This is a genomic window from Peribacillus muralis (genome assembly GCF_001645685.2).
In the GTDB taxonomy this organism is placed as follows: domain Bacteria; phylum Bacillota; class Bacilli; order Bacillales; family DSM-1321; genus Peribacillus; species Peribacillus muralis_A.
On the sequence record NZ_CP017080.1, the window covers coordinates 2,646,596 to 2,668,941 of the forward strand.

The following is a 22,346-nucleotide window of genomic DNA, read 5'->3' on the forward strand; positions in this document are numbered from 1 at the left end:
TTTACCTTGTAAGGTTCGTTAAGGATCCATTACTTCCATTGTACCTGCTTTTTGAATGAACCAAAAGCATAAAAAGAGTAGACACATTAATCCCGGTGTCTACTCTACTCTTATATATATAAACATGTTTGGCATAATTCATTTAGTTCAGGACTTGCACTTTAACATTTCTTACGCCCCAATTATTGGCGTCCTGTTCATTAGGAACAAAGATGTCCACTCTATTTCCTTTGATGGCACTACCGGTATCGGCTGCCGTTGCGTATCCATAACCCTCCACATAAACTTTCGAACCTAGTGGAATGACTGACGGATCGACGGAAATCACTTTTGCATTTGGATTAGCTTTCAAGTCAACGCCAGTTGCTGTAGTGCCGCTGCAACCTTGACAATCAGCGGTATAAGCCGTTGCTCTTACGGTCAATTCTTTTTCCACACCGGCTTGATCGTTGGATTCTTGATTTGATTCTGCCTTTTCTGGTTGTTCTGCCGATTTAGCTTGTTCTGCTGGCTTGGCTTGTTCTGCTGGCTTGGCTTGTTCTGCCGGTTTAGCCTGTTCAGATGTTTGCTCAGGGCCCGCGCTTGCTGCTTCCACTTTGTTGCCCGCTGGCTTAATGACTAAATCCTGATCCGGATGAATCATATCCGAATTTAGGTCGTTCCAAGATTTAATATCAGATACCGATACATCATATTTGTGTGCTATTTCCGATAATGTCTCCCCTGACTTGACTTTATGATGCTGTTCTTGAGAGATATGTATGGTTTCTCCTACATAAATCGAGTCTGAAGACAAATCATTCCAAGACTTAATATCTTCTATTGATACTTTATATGTTTGAGATATCCCCCATAATGTGTCTCCATCTTTCACTTTGACATCTTCTGCTTGTACCGGAATAGTGAATGCACCGGATATTGCAGCCGCTGCCGCTAACGATAAGATTGATTTTTTCATATGTTGTTACCTCCTTGTGAACTGCTTTATAAGCTATGAGATAAATAGTAACATAGTTTTTTTCTATACAAAGAACAAACAGATAAAGAATAGATGACAAACATCACAGGAAGATAACGGAACTATAACAAGTTTTTATAATATTCTGAAAAAATATCTTTCTCCAAACCTCACCCCTTTCAGAAGAGTGGAGACATATTATGCATTACCGAGGCATAAAAATTTAAGGGCCATATCTTTACAAAGGAGGCATATCCGTGACGCGTGATAAGACCTTTACATTAGTCAAATCATATAAACCTTTTCATAGTAAGTATGATCCCTGCCCTCCCATAGGGAGGAATTACTACAGAACGCCCCCCAATCTATATATGAATTTTCAACCTCCGAACCTGGAGCAATTCACCCCGGAGGAAGCTCTGAAATACGGGACGCTATGGAAATTCTTTTATGATTACTATGATAATCCATATCGGGAAAGGGAGACGTAAATGAATAAGAACCTGGATGATGAATATTATCATTTGCTGGAACAAATACAGGCTGCGGATTTTGTGCTTGTCGAACTGACACATTATTTGGATACGCATCCTACTGACCAACAAGCACTGCAGCAATTCAATCAATTCCATGAATACTCCAAGCAACTGAAATCGGTTTTTGAACCTAAATACGGTCCATTATCAGGATTCGGAAACAGTTTTGGCGGTGAAAATAAATGGGAATGGGGTCAAGGCCCATGGCCATGGCAGGTATAAGGAGAGATATCCATGTGGGTATATGAAAAAAAACTGCAATATCCGGTTAAGGTGAGGAACTGCAACCCGAGATTGGCAAAATATTTAATAGAACAATACGGGGGTGCCGATGGTGAGTTGGCAGCCGCCCTTCGTTACTTAAATCAGCGCTACACGATTCCAGACAAAGTGATTGGCCTTTTAACCGATATTGGAACGGAAGAATTCGCACACCTGGAAATGATCGCTACGATGATTTATAAACTCACGAAAGACGCTACGCCACAACAGATGGCTGAAGCAGGACTTGGAGATCATTATGTTAACCATGACAGTGCACTTTTTTATCACGATGCCGCAGGAAACCCATGGACTGCCACATATATCCAAGCTAAAGGCGATCCCATTGCCGACCTATACGAAGATATTGCCGCTGAAGAGAAGGCGCGGGCCACGTATCAATGGTTGATTGACATTTCAGATGATCCCGATATCAATGATTCCCTTAGGTTTTTACGCGAAAGGGAAATTGTCCATAGCATGAGATTTAGAGAGGCCGTGGAGATTTTAAAAGATGAACAAGGGAAAAAGAAGTTTTTTTGAAGATCAGTATAAAAACTGGACCCCCATGTAAGACTTTTGCCTAACAATGGGGGTCCAGTTGAGATCTGCGTTATTATCATTTACGGTCTGAAGAATAAGTCCAGCCATCTTCCTGATATATCTTGTCTTCCTTCATTAGTTTGCCAAGAGCACGTTTGAACGCTCCCTTGCTTAAACCGAAGTGAAATTGAATCTCATCTGGTGGGGTTTTATCCCCATAAGGCATCGCTCCGCCACGATTCATTAAATACGTAAAAATGACATCGGCATCTTCGCCCATTAAATCTTGTTTAAACGGGATTAGAGAGACGTTCAGCGTCCCATCTTCTTTACTATCTATGACGCGGCCTTCCACTAATTCCCCAAGGCGAGGCTCCTCCTTGCGTTCACTTTCATGAATGAAGCAGCGATAGCCTTCCTGTGAAACAAAGAACGAACCGACCATAAGCAGCCGATAGACGTTACCGCTCACGGTTGTATTACGAACTCCTTTTAATGGGGCCTTCTCGGCAATCTCCTGGATTACATCCTCCGTTGCAAGCTTACCGAACAAGCGGTCATTGCGATCCGTCTTCAAGGATACATAAAGCCGATCGCCTACCTCAGGCCACAAGCGGTCAATATTCGGAAGATCATCAAGAGATACAAGTATATCTTTGGAGAGTCCGATGTTCACGAACACCCCTAGCTTCCTTTTCACGTTGACAACTTCCGCCCATCCATATCGATCGATTTGAATGTCAGGGATTTTCATTGTAGCCGTAAGTCTTGCTTGTTTATCATGGTAGATGAATACCGTCACCGAATCGCCAATCTCAAGCTCCGTTCCTTCATTCGTTTCATTATGATGAAGTAACACATCTTCTGAACCGTCAGTTAAAAACCAGCCAAAATCCGCCTTACGTTCCACTTCTAACTCGACAGCCATACCGGCCTGAATTTTTTGCATGTATATGAATCCTCCTGTAACTAACCTTTACCTACACTTATATACCATGAATTATTTTTTCCAACATCATTGAATTTATCATCTTTTTGTTGTTATGTATACCCATTCCTATATTTTTCTTTATACCTGCTCATCTTCATTACAGGAATGCGGTATCAAGATTTGCCCTTTTTTACTATTGCTTAACAACGTATGCATGATCACTTTCGATAATTGGCTTGGCTTATATGGCTTAACTAAATAATCCTTGGCACCTAAGGAGAGCCCCTTTTCCCTTTCATCAAGTGCGGTCGATATGAAAACCGGGATTTCCTTCAAGCCAGCGGATACTTTTAACTCCCTTAAGATTCCCCACCCGTCCATCTCTCCTTCTTCAAGCAAGATATCCAGCACAATGGCGTCAGGCGGAGATTTTTTCAGCTCCTGGAAGGCTTTCCTTCCACTATTGAAATAATTCACATGAAAGCCGCTATCCATCAATTCATATTTCAATAATTCCGCCAAATTTATATCATCCTCAATGACCATGATTTCATAGCTCAGTTTTATCGACTGTCCATCATGATTCGAGCCCATCCCCTTTTGGGTAACTCTCGGTAAAGAAATGGTAAACGTGCTCCCTTGTCCGTACTGTGATACCACCGTCACCTGACCGCCGTGTGATTTGATGATTTCATCAACGATGGCCAACCCCAGGCCTGTCCCTCCGATTCTGCGGCGATCTGAATTATCGACACGATAAAACTTCTGAAATAAATGAGGCAGTGATTCTTTTGGGATTCCTAGCCCCTCATCCTCGATGTCTATGGAAAGCATATCATTCCTTGTATGAACACGGACCAATATCCTTCCTCCATCAGGAGAATATTTGATGGAATTGCTTAGTAGGTTGGTAAAGGCCTGTTCAATCTTAATCCGATCTCCTAAAATCATCAAGTCACTAGTTTCAATTTGGAGTTGTATATCATGGTGTTCTGTATTAATTTCAAGATGCTCAATTACCTTCTGAATCAATGGAAGGATTTCGACATATTTTTTTTCATAGATTTGTTTGCCGGATTCCATTTTTTGAACATCAAGAAAATCATTGATAAGTGCTGTAAGGCGTTTCGCTTCATTGTAAATTGTCTGCAGATATTTTGTCTGCCTCTCGGGCTTCAAGGGTTTATTCAGCATCAATTCGGTGAAACCAAGAACACTAGCAAGCGGAGTCCTCAATTCGTGGCTGACCGTACTGACGAACTCGGATTTCATTTGATCCACTTCATATTCCTTTGTAATGTCCCGGTAAACCAAAATAGTGCCAAAACCCTCTTCACGATAGCGCAAAGCTTCAAAATATACCTTTATGACCTGATTCGTCTCTTTCTTTTTAAATGTAAAGCTCCGTTGTTCATGATTGGCTTCTTCAAGATGCTGAATCGCTTCATCCAAAGAACGTAAAAATCTGTCTCCTTCCGTTTGATCAGACATCTCGGCACTCCACTTTTCCCAGGTCAGGTCAATGATCTGTTCTGGGGTGGAACCGGCTTTATAAATATCGCAGAAAGGCTGATTGACCTGAACGACTTTTCCATCCTGATCGATTAACTGGATGCCTTCCTTAATCGTGTTAAGAATGTCTTGATTTAACCTTCGATTCCCTTCGGTTTGCTCGTATAGCTTGATTTTGTCAAGCGACGTCGAGATCTGCTTCGCTAGCGTTTCGCATTCTTCCACCTCCTGATCGGTAAAGGGTGTTCCATATCTGCTAAACACCATGATTGCGTCCACCTCCTGAAACGTGGATAAAACGGGAAGATACAAATCATAGCTGTAATTCGTATTTTCGTGATACCCTTTCTCTGCGTCCAATTGTTCCCTTTTTATCGTGAATGGTTTCTTTTCTTTTAGCAAACGATAATTCAAGCCACTGTGGATATTGTTGCGGAATTGCTTCACGCCATTTTCCGAAATTCCAAATGACGAAGAGGCATCTTCATGTACTAAAGCAATCATTCCCCGATCAGCCGAAATAATCTTGCTCATATTAAAGACAATGCTCTTTAATACTTCGTTCTTATTTAAAGTGGAGGATATTCCATTGATTAATTCATTTCTCCTTGTCAGCTTCTGTTCATTATCCCTTATGATGCCTAGCGTAACTTGCAGTTCATTTTGCTGGGCCTGGAGCTCATCTTGCTGCGCCAGCAACTCTTCATTATGCGCCATCAATTCCTGCTCTTTTTCCTGTACGCTGGATACCATTTTTTTAAAGGCAATCGACAAAACCCCTAGCTCATCCTTGCGACTTTCATTGACGGTAATGACAGCATCCCGACCAGCAGCGATTTCATTGGCTGCTGCAGAGAAATCGGCAAGCGGCTTCCCAATATTCCTGATTATCGATCTGATAATGAATAGGAAGATGACTAAGAAAATTAAAACGAACCCGACAAAAACTCCTTGAAGGATGGATTGTTCTTTTGTAAGATCCTTCACATTTTCATCACGCTTCTCCGTCAGATTGCCTAAATATGATTTTATCAAGCTGCGAAAATCCGAAATTTGTGCGGAGATTTGTGTGCCGCCCATGTTTTCGGGAGAAGCCCTGAAGGATGGGAGATGTTCGCTAAAATAATAATCGGAAAATGCCTCAAGCCTATTGGACATGTTCCTATCCTCCTTGGAAGTGGCAATCGCCTTGAACTGCTCCATTTTTTTCCTGATTGAAGTTTCCTCTTGGACTGCTTGTTCCTTCACTTCCTCATTATTCACTACATTTTTGGACGCGCTATTTAAAAAGACTGTATGATATTGGTCGAGTATATCTTCCACTAATAATTGTTTTTCGACAATGGTTTGCCTGTGATGGATATATTCAGCGTGTAAAGACTGTAATTGGAAAAATAAGATACCTGTTCCGGCAATAAAAAGGATGATGCACCCTGTCATCAATGACACGACTTGCCTGGATAGACTTTTAGTAATGTATGGATTCAGCTTCATGCAGAATGACCTCTATCTTTTCGATTAACTTTAACGGGCTGAATGGTTTGGCCATAAAATAATCCGCACCCGCTTCCAATATTCTATCTTGTTCAAATTGCTGGCTTTTGGCAGATAACATGAGGATTTTCCCTTGTGTTTTTATTTCGGAAGACTGGATTTTTTCAATGATCTCCAGCCCGGTATACCCAGGCATCATGTAATCAAGAATAATCAGGTCATAGGTACGGTCCTTAAGGAGCTGTACCGCCTCCATTCCGTCTGCCGCTTCGTCAACTACATAATCTTCATCCTCAAGGGTGTCCACCACCAGCATTCGCAACACTTCTTCATCTTCCGCTAATAAAATTCGCTTCATCCTTCAGTCTCCTTAAACTCGTTTGTTTCATCCATTTCATCTGAAATGCTTATTTCGCACTATGGTGTTTATATTCTTTCCTTGAAACCGGTTTAAATCAGCTTTGTCAATAGACGCTCTATCCTTGCCTTAAGTTCCGTAATGCTGAATGGTTTGGTTACATAATCATCTGCACCTAATTTCAATGCTTTGGCAATATCATCCGTACTTTTTCTTCCTGTCAGCATAAGTACGGTATAAAAATTAGCATTGCTTCCTTGTTTCACTTCCTGCAGCACCTCGATTCCATCCATGATCGGCATCACTCCATCAAGAATCAGGAAATGCCCCACGTCTTCCTTGGCCCGATCGGAATTCAAAAACGAAGGGCCGTCTTCATAAACGGCAATATTCAAGTCGAAGTGCGGTACCTGCAGCGAACGCAACTCTTTGGTTAAGATGGTCCGGATGATAATATCGTCATCTATCACGGACACATTAAGGGATTTCTTGTTAAATCGTGTTTGCTGTATACTTTCAACCTTTGCACGCCCTGTTCGTTTCGCTTCATATAAAGAAGTGTCCGCTTCCTCAAGAGCTTCCTTCGGCGTAACGTGTTCATTTTCAACCGTAAATACACCGGCGGAAAATGTAATCGAGAATGCTTGTCCCTCGTGGATGAATTCCTTCGTGGAAAAGTCCTTGATTAACCTTGTTAGCTTATGCTTCGCTTGTTCATTTGAAGTATCAGGGAAAATAAGGACGAACTCCTCCCCTCCATAGCGGCAAATCAAATCAGAGCTCCTGATATTGCTTTTAATGAATTGGGCAAATTCGGCAAGTACGAAGTCTCCCACCGCATGTCCGTATTGATCATTCACCCGTTTAAAGTGATCTATATCAATGATGCTTATCGTAAAGCTCTGCCCTGAACGCTTATAATCATTGAAATGTCGCGGCAGTGTGTCTTCAAGAAATCTCCGGTTATATACTTGTGTCAACTCGTCTATTAAAACCGATTGATCAAAAATCCTTTTCCGCTGGATATGTCTCTCCATCTTGACGATAAACTCATCTATATCGATTGGCTTACCGATGAAATCATCCGCCCCCATCTTGAATGCTTTTATTCGGGTATGCTTATCGTTCTGAATGCTGATCATGATTTTCGGAATGAAATATTTCTCATTGTGGACGTGAATGTCATGAAGGATTTGAAACCCATCCTTTGCAGGCAGCTGAATATCAAGAATCAGGCAATCTGGCTGCATTTCAAAATATTGATTGGTCGCCTTGACAGGATCGGCATTCGTGATCACCATCCACCCCTGTTCCTCCAGAATATCTTTCAATAAAATCAGCATGGAAATATCATCATCAATGATCTGGATGAGCGGGGCCTGCGAATTACGTACCGGCTTTCCCTTTATTTCAATTTCATCAAAATGCTCATATTCGTATGTATGTTCAATAAGATCGAAAAGGAAATTCCTAAGATCGGATGGAATCCATAATCGGTCACTTTCTTCATCCATTTCATCTAACAGCTGTTCCGTAATTGACATAAGCCCACATAATTGCAGCGTACCAGCCGTCCCTTTGATAGAATGCAGGAAACGGAATACTTCTTGACCCGGGATGGTCTGAGCATCTTCAAGCTCCAGCCATTCAGACAGTTTGTTCTTAATATTTCCAAATAGACTATTTTTGTATTTTTCCATATTTACAAGTTTCACTTCTAATCACTTGACCCTTTCTTCATGTGGAAATAAAACCTTTGACCTATTAAAATTGCATACCCCACTTAAAATTAGGTCTAAAGTATATAACATCAGGAATATTTTACATCATAAAAGTTTGTCTATAAATAGAATATCGCCATCTTGCAAAATTTATTTAAAATATGTCATAAATTTTTCTTATTTAACCGACTCAGCCGTCTAATGCCGCATTGTTTAAAATAAAGGGAATTCGATGGTATAATTTATTGATCAACAGAAAGGAGCAGGGAAACATTCATGACAAAACAATTATATTATTCGTCCCCCCATACTTCCCAATGGGACTCCAAGCTCATGGGTTGCTTCAAGGAAAATGATTATTACTACGTTACACTTGATGAGACAGCCTTCTATCCTGAAGGAGGTGGCCAACCTTCAGATACTGGAACGATTGATGGACTCGGCGTCCTTGACGTAATTAAGGGGGCTGATGGAGAAATCCTTCACAAGCTTGAGAAAATGCCAAGTTCGAAAATTGTACACTGTGACCTGGATTGGTCACGCCGCTTCGATCACATGCAATCGCATAGTGGTCAGCATCTTCTCTCAGCCGTCTGCCGGGAGCTTTTTGAGGCGAATACCGTCAGCTTCCACCTTGGAAAAGAGTATTTGACCATCGATATATCCGAATCCGATTGGACTGAAGTACATACGATTGCAGCAGAAGAAAAGGTGAATCAATATATCATTGAAAATCGCCAACTGCTCACCTATTATGTAACGAAGGAGCAATTACAGTCTCTTCCCGTCGTCAAAATGCCCAAGGTTACCGAGAATATCCGTATTGTTGAAATCGAAGGGATAGAGTATAACCCCTGCGGTGGAACCCATGTCGAACGAACCGGTGAGATTGGAATGATTAAAATTCTCAAAACCGAGAAGCAAAAGGATCATACCCGTCTATTTTTCAAATGCGGCTTCAGGGCATTAAAGGATTATTCCGAAGGTCTCGGCATCCTTTCGGCTTTATCAAACAAATTCAATACCGGACGTAAAGATATTTTCAATCGGGTCGAAAAATTGGAACATGACCACAAACAGCTTCTTTCGACTATTGAAGACTTAAAGCTTGAAAATGCAAAATTCCTTGCTGACTCCTTGCTTGCAGAAAATAAGGAAGGGTTCATCTACCATATATTCGAAGAAAGCTCACTGAAAGAACTGCAATATTTAGCAGCTATGATTGTAAAAAAAGAAAAAGCGCTCGTATTATTGGCGTCCCGCAAAGATCAAAAAGTCATTTTCTCCAACAGTGGACAACTGCCCATTCATTGCGGCCAATATTTCAAAGCCGAGCTCAGTCCCTTTAACGGAAAAGGCGGCGGAAGTGAACAAGCTGCTCAAGCAGGGTTTAGCTCACAAGATGATTTGCTAGCCTTCTACCGGTTCACTGTGGAAAAATTCAGTCAAACATCCCTTGATTGAAGCGGTGGCGAGAGCATCAATCTTATAAAGATTTGCAATATGGATTAGAACGATAGTGGAAGACGTCCCTAAGGATATGTGTCCAAGCGGGGATACTGATAAAATCATCGTAAAGAAAAAAAGAAGTTGAATACCTACTATATGTAGATAATCAACTTCTTTTATTTATTATAAGTTGATGAAGGTGTTCCTGTTAATTATTCAAAGGGACACTTTTTCGGTAAACTTCAGAAAACTCAGTTCCCAACGTGGACAGCAACGGGCTAAAAACAATACTCTGGCAAGCAAGTTTCCACACCTTTGTGTTAACTCCGAGTGGAATGGAGCGGAAAGAGTGAGAATCCTGCCGTAATGCGCGTATACGTGGGATTTCACAAGCTGAAATTCGCCTCTGGGTAAAGGAATGCCAGCGGTGCAATGAATGCCCGTAGTCCAAATCCTCCAGGATAGTTAAGTACTTACCTTAAAAAATCATCTTATCGAGAGTCCGTCAATAGTCTGAGAGGGCCAAACCGCGCTCTTTCCCATTATTCTTCTACCTTCAATTTTCGTATTCCATGCTCTTCGATATGAATGTGATACTTTTCTTCAAGCTCCATAAGACGTTTAAACGCTTCTTCTTGATTATATTCTTGTTCCTCAGATTCCGCGATAAACTCTTTTCTCGCCAAGTGATAGGCGAGTTTATCCTGGAAGACGCCTTCTTCATACTCGTCTATCACTTTATGAAGTTGATCTTCCAACTCCCTGCTTATATCATATAGCTCATATTCCGGCACAAATTGCACCCCTTCGATGCCGAAATCTTTGGCATAGGAATTGATGTACTGTTCCATCTCCCCAAACTCTTTATTGTTTTCCGTATCGGAAGCGACCCAATATCCATATTGAACCATTTTGAATAACGTTTCATATTGTTTTTTTGTGAAATTAATCTTCATTGTTCAAAACCCCTTTTTATCGATACTAAAAAGAATAAACCGCATTGGAACAAAAGTCCAATGCGGTTCATCTTCAATCCGATATTTCCGTTACGGAAAAATAAGCTGCCTTCTCCGTATCCACGACATAATGACAATCGCCTTTAACCAAATTATAATATCGGTGCTTTTGAATATTTGAAATCATTTGAGTTGAGTCATCACCTTCAACCTCATGCTCTATTTCTTTACCTCCTGGAAAATAAAAACCAACTTTCAAAGTCATCTTCTCATCCTTCCCTTCATCTAGTTGAATCGCTCTTTTATTTCATTTCCCTTATAAGGTAGTTATAAACATAATTTAAATGCTTATTCACCCTTCCCATGATATTCTAGGTAAAAAACAATAAAAGCAAAGGGTGTTTTTTAATGAAAATAAGAAAAGCGATGGAGAACGATATAAAAGGTATAGCCCAAGTGCATGTAAATAGTTGGCAATCAACTTATGCAGGAATTCTCCCACATCACTATTTAGCTTCATTGAACATTGAAACCCGGATGAAAAATTGGCAAAGGAATTTAAAAATGCTGCATAATGTCACATTTGTAGCCGAAAATTCCGACGGGGAAATCATCGGTTTTGCATCAGGCGGGCCTGAACAAACGAATGACCCGCATATACAAGGTGAAGTGTATGCCATCTATTTCTTAAAAGAATATCAGCGACAGGGACTCGGCAAGCAAATGATAAAAACGGTAATTGATGAACTTATGAAAATGGGCCATAAGAATTTAATCATTTGGGCTTTAAAGGATAATCCTTCATGCGGCTTTTACGAGACTTTAGGAGGTCTGGCCGTTGCTGAAAAGACGGTTAAAATGGCTGGCATCGAGCTAATCGAAGTAGGATACGGGTGGAAGGATATCCAGGATATCCTGATTCATTTGTGAAGTTTCCAAGGTGCAGGTCAACATCCACCCCCTATATTTCACGTCTCGATAAGGAAGGCGTCTTTCTTCCGGCCTAAAAAATATAGACGATGCAACGGCCTTGTCATCGTGACGTATAGCAGTTTGATGTCAAGGTCATTTTCGGTGCCATACGTTTCCTCCAGCGATATGGCAAAGACAACATCGAATTCCAGCCCCTTGGCTTGGTATGAAGGAACGATGAGGGTTTTGTCCTTCGGTATGCTTCCGGCCTCGTCTATTAGGTGGAAGGCTTGACTGTATTCGCTTAGCTTATCGTCAGCCAGTTTACAATCCTTCATCGTTTTGGCAATCACCGCAAACGTTTTAAAGCCCTCCTCTTTAAGCGTTTCAATCCGGTCAATCAGCTCTTCTTCCCACCCACCCTTGTCAATGGAGATGAATTCAGGTTCCCTGCCATGACGGACAACAGGTTCAACTTCAGGGAAATCATATGTTAATAACTGAAGAACTTGATTAGCCTGGTTCATGATTTCGACGGTCGTCCTGTAGCTTTTTTGTAATTCCGTATATGTCGCCCGCGGGAAAATACGCCGGTGGACCTCCTCCCACGTTTGTAAGCCCCGGTATGAATGGATGCCTTGTGCCAAGTCACCTACCAATGTGAACATATCCGTATCCACTGCCGTCTTGAGTGCTTGTAACTGCATGAAGCTATAATCCTGTGCTTCATCGATGACGACATTTTTTGCTTTGTTATCTTTGGCGACACCGAAAAGCCGCTCCTGAAGATATAATAATGCACCCAAATCTTCGGTTTCATAGTTTTTCATGGAAAACAATCTTCGATTATAGGCACACAATGTATCAGCATCTTCCAAAGTCAGTTTTCCGTTACTGTACGAGGCCAGCCGCCCAGGGTCTCCAAACAATTCCTCGTAGTATTGGAAGAGGTCTTTCATTTGAAATTGCTTGAAATAGGTTTTTACAGAAGTTCGGATCGCCTTTTGAACCTGCCTGATCCGCTCCTCCTTTTTATCGTGGCATTTCGTAACAAATTCCTTACGTATGACCGGATCGATATTTTTATAGAGTGCCTTTTCGATCTTAGCCTCATAAAATTCAGTGACCCGCTCAATGATAGTTTTCTTTTTCAATTTCACTTCATTTTGTAATATGGCCTTCAGTTTATCCAATCTGGTGTATAGAGGCAAATACCAATAATCCTCTTCCAATAACCTGACGAACTTCTTAGCCGAATAAAGGCGATACTTATCACAATAAAAATCAGCATCCGGATGAAATCCGCTGAATATATCCTTCACATATTCGTCCAAAATATTTTTGAACCCAGGAGAGCCCTTCAAGCCTGAAATCCAGACTGCGGCCTTTGTTTCTTCATCATCCTTCTCCAGCAATCGAATTAACTTATCGTCTGCTGCAAGCTTCACTTGTTTTCCGATTGCCGCCTGGACATATTCGGCGAATGTGAATTGCTTTACTTTTTCAACACCCAATTCAGGCAATGCCTCCGATATGTAATCGATGAATACCCTGTTCGGAGCCAAAATCATCAATTGCCGTGGGTCGAACATGTCTTTATAGTGATAAATGAAATAGGATATCCTATGCAAAGCGATTGTTGTTTTGCCACTGCCTGCGGCCCCCTGAACGATGATCGGTTTATTCAAATCCGCACGAATGATTTTATTTTGCTCTTCCTGAATCGTCGTAATGATATCGGTCAACCGATTGCTTGAGCTTTTGGAAAGGGATTCCTGCAACAATTCATCCGTTGTCGTTAAATCGATGTCCCTTACCTCTTCCAGGATACCTTCCTCGATCATTAGCTGTCTCTTTAACGTAATGTTACCGCTAAAAGTTTCCCCTTCGGCTTCGTATTCTATTTGGCCAATCCTTCCTTCGTAATAAAGATTGGCAATTGGTGATCGCCAGTCGACGATAATCTGTTCCTGGCTTTCCCTCTGGTAAAGGGAGGTTTTTCCGAAATAAAGCATCTCACCGCTGCCGCCATCATTTCTTTCAAAATCGACTCTAGCAAAATAAGGCTTTTTACTCGCCTTCCGCAGACTCTCCAGTTCAGTTTTGGACATTTCAAAAAAGTTCGCTGTCGTCAGCAGCTGAGAATACAATCCGGATTCAGACCAATCCGCATCACCAAAAGCTTCTTGCATATTCCGCTGAAATTGATCTTTGCTCGTTTCTGAGGTTTTGATGACTACATCGATATAGCGTTTAGTAAAATCCAGCCTTTTCCGCTCCTTCTCAAAATCCGGATGACTTCCCAAATCTCCCACTCTCCCTTCACTTTTAAACCGATACTAAGATGAAATGGACATTCATACTATCAGAAAACCTTATGGTTGACAAATCTAAATGCATGATTCTTCCAATTTTGATTTAACTTTATATAGTCGACTGCTACAGGATCCAGATGCGTGTAATCAACACTTTGGGAAAAAAATCCTGATGAGGCTGATCTTAAACTTTATCTCATTTTTCGTAATGTTAAGCCTTTTCGTACTAGGAAGCATAAGCTGATGAGAATTAATATGTCTGGGAGGTATGCGCAGAAGTTGAACGAGGTGAGAGGGACTGCTTGAAGCTTTCGTTAATAAAACAAGAACAAAGGAGTGGAGAAATGACCTCCACCCCCTTACTATTATAATGTAAATATTATTTTATGGAGCCTTCTCCTGTTGCCGTAGGTTTTATATCGGTAGTTGCTCCGGAATCAACACTTGTCAAGGTTGTATTGACTGCATCCATTTCCTTCTGGGTAAGCGGCTGATCATCTTTGGTTTGTTCTTTAACGCTTTTCACTGCCTCACCATGTGCCTTGACTTCATCATTGGCTTTCTGAACCTCTTTTTCTAGCTGCGCCACTAATTTATCTGCTTCTTCAGCTTTTTGTTCAGCATATATAAGCAAACCTTCGTATTTAGCAATCTTTTCTTTCGTTGCATTCAACTCCGTTACTTTCGAATTATACTCGTTAGTCTTAGTATTTAGAGCCGCCCTGGTCGCGTCCAAATTCGTGTTGGAATCGTTTAAGCTTGTTTTTAGATTTGTAATATCAGCTTTAAGTGAAGCGATGTCCGTTGTTAGATTATCTTTTTCTGAGGTCATATTTTTAATATCTTTATTTAATTTTGAAATCTCGTTTTTCTTCCCGCTGATGATGTCATTCGCTTCATTAATTTTAGAATTAGCACTATCCCGTAAAGTATTGATCTTGTTCACCAAGGTTTTCTCATTTCCTTCAAATTGAGTTAACTTTGTTCCTGCTTCTTTAACAAAATCGGTAGCCTGCTGCAATGTGCCAGTCCCTGTGAATACCAGCCCAGCCCCAGCCAAAGTAAAACCTCCTAATACTACACCTGCCGCAATCTTACTTGTAAATAAACCCATTTACTCTTCCTCCAAATGATTAAATATCGACCAACGAACGCTACCGTACGTTGCCTTTACTACTAATTTTTCAATTTAACGCTTGAAACATAAAAAAAGAGCCTTGAATGGCACAAAACAGCTTATTACATATCGTTCAAGTTTTCTTATTTATATGAACTCCCATATTGTTCAACGCATACAATTACGTTAAATATCCATCGGCTTAAACTGACAAAATCTCTCGTGACTATATAGAAAATATTCACTGCTGAAGAACTTCTCTTATTTGCAACCTTTTGTAAACATGCTTTTTTCCATCAAAACACCCACTACCCTAAATGCGGCGGAAGCAGTAAGAGTTTATAAAAACACAACTATTTCATCCATATTAGGCAACCTGAACCACTGCTCAGTCAATCATAAAAGTTCCTCCCATTACATAAGTCACAATTATTTATATTACGGATATAAAAGGAATTTACAATGAGTCTTTGGACCTTTATATATGAACGGAAAAGATTTTCTATCCCTTCCACGAATTTTGTTTGAAATCAAATGCCCTTTTATACTTTTTTCCCATTAACCGTTTGTTTTTACTGATTACCTTTTATTTCCTGAGAAATAAGATACAATATATTGGATGGCATAGTTTGAAGAATCAACTGAACTTGTGTTAAAAGTATTGACACACAAGTATTTTGGAGTAGGCAACAGAAAAATCACTTTAAATACTGTAGGTTTTTCGGAGTGTCATCTCAATCGGTTTAATACTGGGAGAGCGAGAAAGTGATCATATCACCAATGTGGTAATCTACTTGACAAATGCAAAAGCTATCTCCTCCCAATATTGACATTACTAAAAAACTCGAACTGAAGGTGGACGTGCATTGTTTGACCTTCCTGCCTTTTCTAAAGTGAAAATGCTGAAACTAACGATACATGCTTTGCTCATACGCATTTTATTTAGCTTATTTCGTTCATAAAAGAATTAGTTCCGACGTATTTTGCATACCAGTACTCATGTTTTTTTGGATGATGATGGCTATAAAAAAACATTTATCAAAAATAAAATATATTCTCCTGTGGTTATCTTTGAAATATTAATTCTATGTATCTTTATACCTTTTCCCTTCAATCAAAATTCAACAAGCCATATGGTATCCGGGTAATATCCCGCATCCTATTCCGTTCATCTTCTTCCAAAAGCTCATATTTGTGTGAACATATAGGATTGACCATATGTCACTCAGCGAAGCTGAAAGCATGTCCGCTTGAACAATCGTCCAGTATGTCTCCTGACTAACACCTGGAAAAGGCATATGTTCTCCATTTATTTCTTTAAGAACCGGCACCTCCTCCAATATTAGATGAAATCGATGTAAGCAGGATCTCCATTTAGCGCATATGAAAAAATGACACGTACCCTCAATTCAGTTTGCAATTGATAATTAGTAAGTATCAGTTATCCTCATTCATTACAGGAAATGGTAGCCCCATATCCATTGTCAAAGTAATCAAATTTTTTACTGTATTCACTTGTTTTTGCTAATGAACCTTTAAATTTCAACTGAAATAAGATACAATTTAAATGATGCACAGTTTAAAGCATACATGAATGTAAACTGTCTTTTATGTGACACATCAAAAAAATAATGAAACTTATGTTGAAACAAAAGTATTTTGGAGGAATGTAAATAAATGATTACTGTAAATAATGTTGGTTTACGCTATGGCGATCGTAAGCTGTTTGAAGATGTTAATATAAAATTCACGCCTGGAAACTGCTACGGGCTTATTGGTGCAAATGGTGCAGGTAAATCCACGTTCTTAAAAATCCTTTCTGGTGAAATTGAAGCACAATCCGGAGATGTTCATATGGGACCAGGCGAACGCCTTGCCGTACTTAAGCAAGATCACTTCGCTTTTGAAGAAGAGGAAGTCCTTAAAGTCGTCATCATGGGACATGAAAGATTATATCAAGTGATGCAAGAAAAAGATGCCATCTACATGAAGGAAAACTTCACGGACGAGGACGGTATGAAAGCAGCTGAGCTTGAAGGAGAATTTGCGGAATTGAACGGCTGGGAAGCGGAACCTGAAGCTTCCATCCTTTTAAAAGGCCTAGGCATTACAGAAGACCTGCATACGAAGAAGATGGCTGAATTGACCGGTGGCGACAAGGTTAAAGTGTTGCTTGCCCAAGCACTTTTCGGTAAACCGGATGTTCTATTACTGGATGAGCCTACCAACCACTTGGATTTGAAAGCGATCAAATGGCTGGAAGAATTCTTGATCAACTTTGAAAATACCGTTATCGTCGTTTCCCATGACCGGTACTTCCTTAACAAGGTTTGTACACATATCGCAGATCTTGACTTCGGTAAAATCAAAGTGTATATCGGGAACTATGACTTCTGGTATGAATCCAGTCAGCTTGCCCTTAAACTGACTCAAGATGCAAACAAGAAAAAAGAAGAAAAAATTAAAGAGCTGCAAAATTTCATCGCTCGATTCAGTGCCAATGCATCCAAATCGAGTCAGGCAACTTCCCGTAAGAAGTTATTGGATAAAATCAGTTTGGATGATATCCAGCCTTCATCACGCCGCTATCCTTATGTTGGTTTCACACCTGAGCGTGAAATCGGGAACGACCTGCTTCGCGTGGATGGAATTTCGAAAACGATCGATGGCATCAAAATACTGGATAATGTCAGCTTCACGATGAACAAAGGTGACAAGATTGCATTTGTCGGCAAAGATGAGATTGCCAAAACGACCATGTTCAAAATCTTGGCCGGAGAAATTGAACCGGATGGCGGATCTTTCAAGTGGGGCGTAACGACTTCACAGGCATACTTCCCTAAAGATAATGCCGAATTCTTTGAAGGCGTCGACTTGACTCTTGTCGATTGGCTTCGTCAATATTCCCCAAATGATCAAAGCGAAAGCTTCCTGCGCGGATTCCTTGGGAGAATGCTATTCTCTGGTGATGAAGTGACGAAAAAGGCTAGTGTTCTTTCAGGGGGCGAGAAAGTCCGCTGCATGCTTTCCAAAATGATGTTAAGCGGCTCCAACGTACTTATGCTTGATGAACCGACTAACCATCTGGACTTAGAGTCCATAACAGCATTGAACAACGGGTTGATCGCCTTTAAGGGATCAATGATTTTCTCTTCTCATGACCATCAGTTCATTCAAACTGTTGCGAACCGGATCATTGAACTTACACCTAAAGGCACGGTAGATAAGCAAGTCAGCTATGATGAGTATCTTGAAAATAGCCAATTGCAAAAACAAGTGGCTGAAATGTACAAGTAATGTTTTTAAAAGCAGCACATCCATAATTGGATGTGCTTTTTTCGTGATGCCTCCCCTTTTGATCCATTTCTTTTTACCCTTTCAACGTATTGAAGGAATAAAAAACGGTCTGTTTGAAATATAATAAAAAACCATAGATGGACATTGTATAAAACCATTGATTTAAAGGTATAGTGGGAAGAAAGGAGTGGGTTGGTTTGGATGGGCATTCCGTGAAGAATATTTTTGAAGATACTGGCTATCTTTTTTTATACGATAAATTCAATTATCAATTTTATGTATCGGGGCTGTTTGACTCACTCGATCAAGAGCGGATCATTTCTGATTTTTTAAGCGCATTTGCCTTTGACGAAAAAAATCCACTTTTTTTTGATGACTTCTCCTTTTACTTTAATTGCTTTCATTATTCGCAGCAAAAGCAACAAATGTTGGATTTCCTTCGAACCGATTATGATGACCATATATGTTGATTGACCATAAAAGAAGATTTTAATGCCTAAGTATCAGAATGAAGGCAAATTAGATTTAAAGAAAATTTGTCTTCCATTTTTTAAGCTTTTATCATTTGGACTTAATTGCTTTCAATAAAATACAAAAAGGTTGCGAAATGGTTTCGTTCCGCAGCCTTTTAAGTCAGACCTGACTAACGCATTCACCTAACTTTGTATAGGCGTGCTGCCATCGCAATTTACTATCTTAAAACCAAAAAAGGTAAGAGCATTAAATACTCTTACCTTCCTTCATTTTTTCTTAACCGTCACTCTTCCTTGCCTGCTGCCATATCCATGTTCACTTCAGGATTTTCTTGTTTGATGGCGGCTACTGATATATTGCGCTTCCCTGAGAAATTCTCAAGCAAGTCTTTGACATCGATGCCTGAAGATGCCTTTAGTGATTCCTGCAATGTGGCCATTAAATTCGTTGCATAACCCGTCACTTTATTGGCCCCGCCATTCGCACCGCTTCCGCCTGTATCGACGACAGTGATTTTGTCGATATTGCTAAGCGGGCTTGCCACTTGTTTGGCGTATTCCGGAAGCATTTTCAGGATCATATCCATGACGGCTGCCTGACCGAACTGTTCGAAGGCTTCGGCAATCTTCTGTTTGGCTTCAGCCTCTGCCACCCCTTTTAAACGGATGATTTCGGCTTCAGACGTACCCTGTGCCCTTTGTGCGTCCGCTTTGGCTAGACCATCCATACGAACGCGTTCCGCTTCCGCTTGTGCCATGGCTTCGATTTTATACTTATCGGCATCCGCTTCCGTTATCTGTTTCATCTTATTGGCGGAAGCTGCCTGCTCTACCGCATAACGATCGGCATCCGCCTTTTTCTTCACTTCTGAATCATATTGCTTTTCACGGCGAAGGATCTCTTTTTCCTCCAGCTCGATTTGCTTTTGCCTCTCGATGATCCTGATTTGCATTTCCTGCTCGGTTACATCCTGTTTGGAGCGGGCGGTTTCCAAGTCGTATGCTTGGTCAGCACGAGCTTTGGCAATATCTTGCTCACGCCGGAATTCCGCTACCTTCAGTTTGTTGATTTTTTCGGCTTCGGCTATTTCAGTCGCCCTTTCAAGCTCGGCTCGCTGGGCTTCCTTCGATGCTTCGGCCCGCTTGATTCGCGTTTCCTTCTCTGCTTCAGCTGTAGCGATATCGGCATCCCTTTTCACCTGGGCGATTCTTGGCTTACCAAGAGATTCAAGGTATCCGTTTTTATCACGGACATCTTTAATCGTGAACGAGACGATAATCAGCCCCATCTTCGCTAAATCCTGTGAGGCTACCCTTTGCACTTCCTGGGAAAATTTTTCACGGTTTTTATAAATCTCCTCGACTGTCATCGAACCAAGAATGGAACGAAGATGACCTTCTAACACTTCGCGCGCTTCCTGTTCACGGTCATCTTTGGATTTTCCGAGAAATTGTTCAGCCGCTGTGGCAATGTCGGTGATCGAACCGCCAATCTTGATGATCGAGACACCATCCGCCATGACAGGAACCCCTTGTTCCGTATATACTTCCGGAGTCGAGACCTCGAGTTTGCTAGAAAGCAAACTTAATGGTTCCGCTTGCTGGAACACAGGCAGGACGAAAGCTCCCCCTCCGCGTACAATCTTAATTTTATTTCCTGATTCGTCGACGTGGACATTTTTACTGCCCAAGTAGCTTCCGGTTACAATCAAGGCCTCATCAGGACCCGCAGTACGGTATTTCGTAACAAAAACAGCAATGAGTGCGATCAATAAAAATGCCACAATGGCAACGACAATCCAGATTAAACTAAACATAAATGACCTCCTACCCCTTATTCATTCTCGTGGGGAATGACATAGATTACCCCGTTTTTCACTTCAATGATCAAGACTTTCGTATTCGAAACAATTTCTTCATTCTTATAGCTGGCTGCAGTCTTCGCAATGCTTCCACTGATGTTTTCGATCAAGACCTCCCCGAACCCATCAACCGGGACCGATGTCAGGACCCTGCCGACCCTGCCTCTCAGATCGTTGTCATGAAAGGCTAAACTTTCCTCTGCAGATGAGATGGGAATCAACACGAATACGTTCAGTAGGGTGACGATGGAAATTGAAATTAGCAGGGAAATCGCGGCATTCATCACACTATTGATTCCTGTAAGCGATTCAAGCAAAAATCCACTTGCAAAAAAGACCGTTAAAAAACTGAAAATGAGTGTTGGATTAAATATATCCGGTAGTTCAAGGCCAGAGAATATATCATTAAACAAAATGAATAAGAATGTTAGCCCCCCGAAAATAATTAATCCATATAAATAGATCGTTTCTAATGGAACTCCGAATAACTCCATCTCTTTCATCCTTTAAATTTGATTTTCCTAGGCAGCAGTCCGCCTTTAACGGCCTAGGATAGCAATTTGCTGCGAAATGATAATGATGTTCGTGATATATGATCCCCTCCAATTATGCTGCATACCTTTAATACGGGTGACAGATCGGAAAGTTTCATTTTTCTCCCACCTTTAGAATAATTTATCCAATTCTTTCGGGATGTAAGACTTATTAATGGGGAAGAAACCGGGCATCCAATATATACATATGAAAGTCACTTTGATCTCCCAAAATTAGCGAAGAATTCATTCATTTGCTGCCTGAGGTCAAGATTAAGCATTTTTTCACGTTTTACAAACGAATTTTCAGTGGGTCTAAGGTACTGCGAAGCATAATGTTATTGACAGTGCTTACGTAACATATTAAAATTCTAATATGTTAACTATAATTATAATAGGTTTACAATAGGAGGAAGCATAATGAAGGAAAGTCATGAGAAGTTAAGAATGATGATGGTTACAGCTTTGTTTGCAGCACTTATCGGAATACTGGCACAAATTACGATTCCATTGCCATTGGTACCGATCACAGGACAGACATTGGCTGTCGGGCTGGCAGCGACAATACTTGGTTCACGTTATGGAACATCTTCGGTTTTGCTTTACTTATTCATCGGAGCCGCAGGAGTGCCGGTTTTCGCTGAGATGTCCGGCGGGCTGGCCAAAATATTCGGTCCAACGGGCGGTTACTTATTATCCTATATACCAACAGTCTATATAACAGGCCTGATATTGGAAAAAACCCGCTTCACCGTGCCAATGGCTTTCCTTGCAAATATAATCGGTATGCTACTTACCTTGATAATCGGAACGGTTTGGTTGAAATATATGAGTTCGCTATCTTGGACAGTAGCGTTTGCCAGTGGTTTTGCTCCATTTATCATCGTCGGCATCCTGAAGGCTTTCCTTGCATCCTGGCTTGGCATCACGATTCGATCCAGATTAGCAACAGCCAATATGCTTCCCAAAAAAAATGCGACACTTTCCCGTTAAGCTTTACCTAGGCTAAAGCAAGAAAGGGGATCGGTTTTCGGTCCCTCCCCCCCTCTTTGTTATCCATTTATGAAATAGAAAAAAAAGACCCTTATAAAAGAATCTTTTTTACATTTATTTATTGC

Annotated in this window: 19 protein-coding genes; 8 read left to right on the forward strand and 11 right to left on the reverse strand. The window is 40.8% G+C overall.

Annotated elements, in window-relative coordinates; genetic code table 11:
- Window positions 1–142: 142 nt before the first annotated feature.
- A complete protein-coding gene (locus tag ABE28_RS12825; RefSeq protein ID WP_064464696.1) occupies window positions 143–958 on the reverse strand; it encodes a LysM peptidoglycan-binding and 3D domain-containing protein in 816 nt (271 codons plus the stop codon).
- A gap of 257 nt (window positions 959–1,215) precedes the next feature.
- Here ABE28_RS12825 and ABE28_RS12830 point away from each other — a divergent pair, with 257 nt between their 5' ends.
- Genes ABE28_RS12830 through cotJC form a run of 3 tightly spaced genes read left to right on the forward strand, consistent with a single transcriptional unit; the run spans window position 1,216 to window position 2,298 of the window.
- Window positions 1,216–1,449, forward strand: a complete 234-nt coding sequence (locus ABE28_RS12830; RefSeq protein WP_064464694.1) for a spore coat associated protein CotJA — start codon at window positions 1,216–1,218, stop codon at window positions 1,447–1,449.
- Window positions 1,450–1,716: a spore coat protein CotJB gene (locus ABE28_RS12835; RefSeq protein ID WP_064464692.1), complete on the forward strand. Its 267-nt coding sequence runs from the start codon at window positions 1,450–1,452 to the stop codon at window positions 1,714–1,716.
- Window positions 1,717–1,728: 12 nt separating this feature from the next.
- Window positions 1,729–2,298 carry a spore coat protein CotJC gene (gene cotJC / locus ABE28_RS12840; RefSeq protein WP_064464690.1) on the forward strand — a complete coding sequence of 190 codons (570 nt, stop codon included), beginning with the start codon at window positions 1,729–1,731 and terminating at the stop codon, window positions 2,296–2,298.
- 76 nt (window positions 2,299–2,374) lie between these two features.
- Here cotJC and ABE28_RS12845 read toward each other — a convergent pair whose 3' ends face one another.
- The 4 genes from ABE28_RS12845 to ABE28_RS12860 all read right to left on the reverse strand — a co-directional run bounded on the left by ABE28_RS12845 (window position 2,375) and on the right by ABE28_RS12860 (window position 8,293).
- Window positions 2,375–3,247 (reverse strand): CvfB family protein, encoded by an 873-nt coding sequence (locus ABE28_RS12845; protein ID WP_064464688.1) that lies wholly within the window; start codon window positions 3,245–3,247, stop codon window positions 2,375–2,377.
- Between the two features lie 120 nt (window positions 3,248–3,367).
- Entirely contained in the window at window positions 3,368–6,235 is a 2,868-nt protein-coding gene (locus tag ABE28_RS12850; RefSeq protein ID WP_064464686.1) for an ATP-binding protein, read from the reverse strand.
- Window positions 6,210–6,593 carry a response regulator transcription factor gene (locus tag ABE28_RS12855; RefSeq protein WP_064464684.1) on the reverse strand — a complete coding sequence of 128 codons (384 nt, stop codon included), beginning with the start codon at window positions 6,591–6,593 and terminating at the stop codon, window positions 6,210–6,212. Before ABE28_RS12855 ends, ABE28_RS12850 begins: the two co-directional genes overlap by 26 nt.
- Window positions 6,594–6,685: 92 nt before the next feature.
- Window positions 6,686–8,293 carry a GGDEF domain-containing response regulator gene (locus ABE28_RS12860; RefSeq protein WP_064464682.1) on the reverse strand — a complete coding sequence of 536 codons (1,608 nt, stop codon included), beginning with the start codon at window positions 8,291–8,293 and terminating at the stop codon, window positions 6,686–6,688.
- Between the two features lie 297 nt (window positions 8,294–8,590).
- Here ABE28_RS12860 and ABE28_RS12865 point away from each other — a divergent pair, with 297 nt between their 5' ends.
- Entirely contained in the window at window positions 8,591–9,778 is a 1,188-nt protein-coding gene (locus tag ABE28_RS12865; RefSeq protein ID WP_064464680.1) for an alanyl-tRNA editing protein, read from the forward strand.
- A 527-nt stretch (window positions 9,779–10,305) separates the two neighbouring features.
- Here ABE28_RS12865 and ABE28_RS12870 read toward each other — a convergent pair.
- Window positions 10,306–10,719: a hypothetical protein gene (locus ABE28_RS12870; RefSeq protein ID WP_064464678.1), complete on the reverse strand. Its 414-nt coding sequence runs from the start codon at window positions 10,717–10,719 to the stop codon at window positions 10,306–10,308.
- 73 nt (window positions 10,720–10,792) lie between these two features.
- Complete coding sequence (locus ABE28_RS12875; RefSeq protein WP_064464676.1) at window positions 10,793–10,984, reverse strand: hypothetical protein; 192 nt, start codon at window positions 10,982–10,984, stop codon at window positions 10,793–10,795.
- A 143-nt stretch (window positions 10,985–11,127) separates the two neighbouring features.
- Between ABE28_RS12875 and ABE28_RS12880 the strand changes: the two genes are divergently transcribed.
- Window positions 11,128–11,649: a GNAT family N-acetyltransferase gene (locus ABE28_RS12880; RefSeq protein ID WP_064464674.1), complete on the forward strand. Its 522-nt coding sequence runs from the start codon at window positions 11,128–11,130 to the stop codon at window positions 11,647–11,649.
- A 38-nt stretch (window positions 11,650–11,687) separates the two neighbouring features.
- Here the strand turns inward: ABE28_RS12880 and helD are convergent, their stop codons facing one another.
- Window positions 11,688–13,937, reverse strand: a complete 2,250-nt coding sequence (gene helD, locus ABE28_RS12885) for an RNA polymerase recycling motor HelD (RefSeq protein ID WP_257390573.1) — start codon at window positions 13,935–13,937, stop codon at window positions 11,688–11,690.
- A gap of 388 nt (window positions 13,938–14,325) precedes the next feature.
- The gene (locus tag ABE28_RS12890; protein ID WP_064464670.1) at window positions 14,326–15,060 is read right to left on the reverse strand and encodes a hypothetical protein; all 735 of its coding nucleotides are present in this window, start codon (window positions 15,058–15,060) and stop codon (window positions 14,326–14,328) included.
- A 1,680-nt stretch (window positions 15,061–16,740) separates the two neighbouring features.
- Here ABE28_RS12890 and ABE28_RS12895 point away from each other — a divergent pair.
- Window positions 16,741–18,360 (forward strand): ABC-F family ATP-binding cassette domain-containing protein, encoded by a 1,620-nt coding sequence (locus ABE28_RS12895; protein WP_064464668.1) that lies wholly within the window; start codon window positions 16,741–16,743, stop codon window positions 18,358–18,360.
- Between the two features lie 197 nt (window positions 18,361–18,557).
- Window positions 18,558–18,830, forward strand: coding sequence for a hypothetical protein (locus ABE28_RS12900; RefSeq protein ID WP_064464666.1), 273 nt, complete (start codon window positions 18,558–18,560; stop codon window positions 18,828–18,830).
- A 287-nt stretch (window positions 18,831–19,117) separates the two neighbouring features.
- Here the strand turns inward: ABE28_RS12900 and ABE28_RS12905 are convergent, their stop codons facing one another.
- Window positions 19,118–20,650, reverse strand: a complete 1,533-nt coding sequence (locus tag ABE28_RS12905; RefSeq protein WP_069191709.1) for a flotillin lipid rafts scaffold protein FloT — start codon at window positions 20,648–20,650, stop codon at window positions 19,118–19,120.
- Window positions 20,651–20,667: 17 nt separating this feature from the next.
- Window positions 20,668–21,189 carry an NfeD family membrane protein gene (locus ABE28_RS12910; protein ID WP_064467381.1) on the reverse strand — a complete coding sequence of 174 codons (522 nt, stop codon included), beginning with the start codon at window positions 21,187–21,189 and terminating at the stop codon, window positions 20,668–20,670.
- 459 nt (window positions 21,190–21,648) lie between these two features.
- Here ABE28_RS12910 and ABE28_RS12915 point away from each other — a divergent pair, with 459 nt between their 5' ends.
- Window positions 21,649–22,221 (forward strand): biotin transporter BioY, encoded by a 573-nt coding sequence (locus tag ABE28_RS12915; protein ID WP_064467380.1) that lies wholly within the window; start codon window positions 21,649–21,651, stop codon window positions 22,219–22,221.
- The last annotated feature ends 125 nt before the right edge of the window (window positions 22,222–22,346 follow it).

Bases quoted from the DNA above. Each gene is read 5' to 3' on its own strand.
- ABE28_RS12825 (WP_064464696.1), bottom strand. From the start codon at position 958: ATGAAAAAATCAATCTTATCGTTAGCGGCAGCGGCTGCAATATCCGGT.
- ABE28_RS12835 (WP_064464692.1), top strand. From the start codon at position 1,450: ATGAATAAGAACCTGGATGATGAATATTATCATTTGCTGGAACAAATA.
- cotJC (WP_064464690.1), top strand. From the start codon at position 1,729: ATGTGGGTATATGAAAAAAAACTGCAATATCCGGTTAAGGTGAGGAAC.
- ABE28_RS12845 (WP_064464688.1), bottom strand. From the start codon at position 3,247: ATGCAAAAAATTCAGGCCGGTATGGCTGTCGAGTTAGAAGTGGAACGT.
- ABE28_RS12850 (WP_064464686.1), bottom strand. From the start codon at position 6,235: ATGAAGCTGAATCCATACATTACTAAAAGTCTATCCAGGCAAGTCGTG.
- ABE28_RS12855 (WP_064464684.1), bottom strand. From the start codon at position 6,593: ATGAAGCGAATTTTATTAGCGGAAGATGAAGAAGTGTTGCGAATGCTG.
- ABE28_RS12860 (WP_064464682.1), bottom strand. From the start codon at position 8,293: ATGGAAAAATACAAAAATAGTCTATTTGGAAATATTAAGAACAAACTG.
- ABE28_RS12865 (WP_064464680.1), top strand. From the start codon at position 8,591: ATGACAAAACAATTATATTATTCGTCCCCCCATACTTCCCAATGGGAC.
- ABE28_RS12870 (WP_064464678.1), bottom strand. From the start codon at position 10,719: ATGAAGATTAATTTCACAAAAAAACAATATGAAACGTTATTCAAAATG.
- ABE28_RS12875 (WP_064464676.1), bottom strand. From the start codon at position 10,984: ATGACTTTGAAAGTTGGTTTTTATTTTCCAGGAGGTAAAGAAATAGAG.
- ABE28_RS12880 (WP_064464674.1), top strand. From the start codon at position 11,128: ATGAAAATAAGAAAAGCGATGGAGAACGATATAAAAGGTATAGCCCAA.
- ABE28_RS12890 (WP_064464670.1), bottom strand. From the start codon at position 15,060: ATGGGTTTATTTACAAGTAAGATTGCGGCAGGTGTAGTATTAGGAGGT.
- ABE28_RS12895 (WP_064464668.1), top strand. From the start codon at position 16,741: ATGATTACTGTAAATAATGTTGGTTTACGCTATGGCGATCGTAAGCTG.
- ABE28_RS12905 (WP_069191709.1), bottom strand. From the start codon at position 20,650: ATGTTTAGTTTAATCTGGATTGTCGTTGCCATTGTGGCATTTTTATTG.
- ABE28_RS12910 (WP_064467381.1), bottom strand. From the start codon at position 21,189: ATGGAGTTATTCGGAGTTCCATTAGAAACGATCTATTTATATGGATTA.
- ABE28_RS12915 (WP_064467380.1), top strand. From the start codon at position 21,649: ATGAAGGAAAGTCATGAGAAGTTAAGAATGATGATGGTTACAGCTTTG.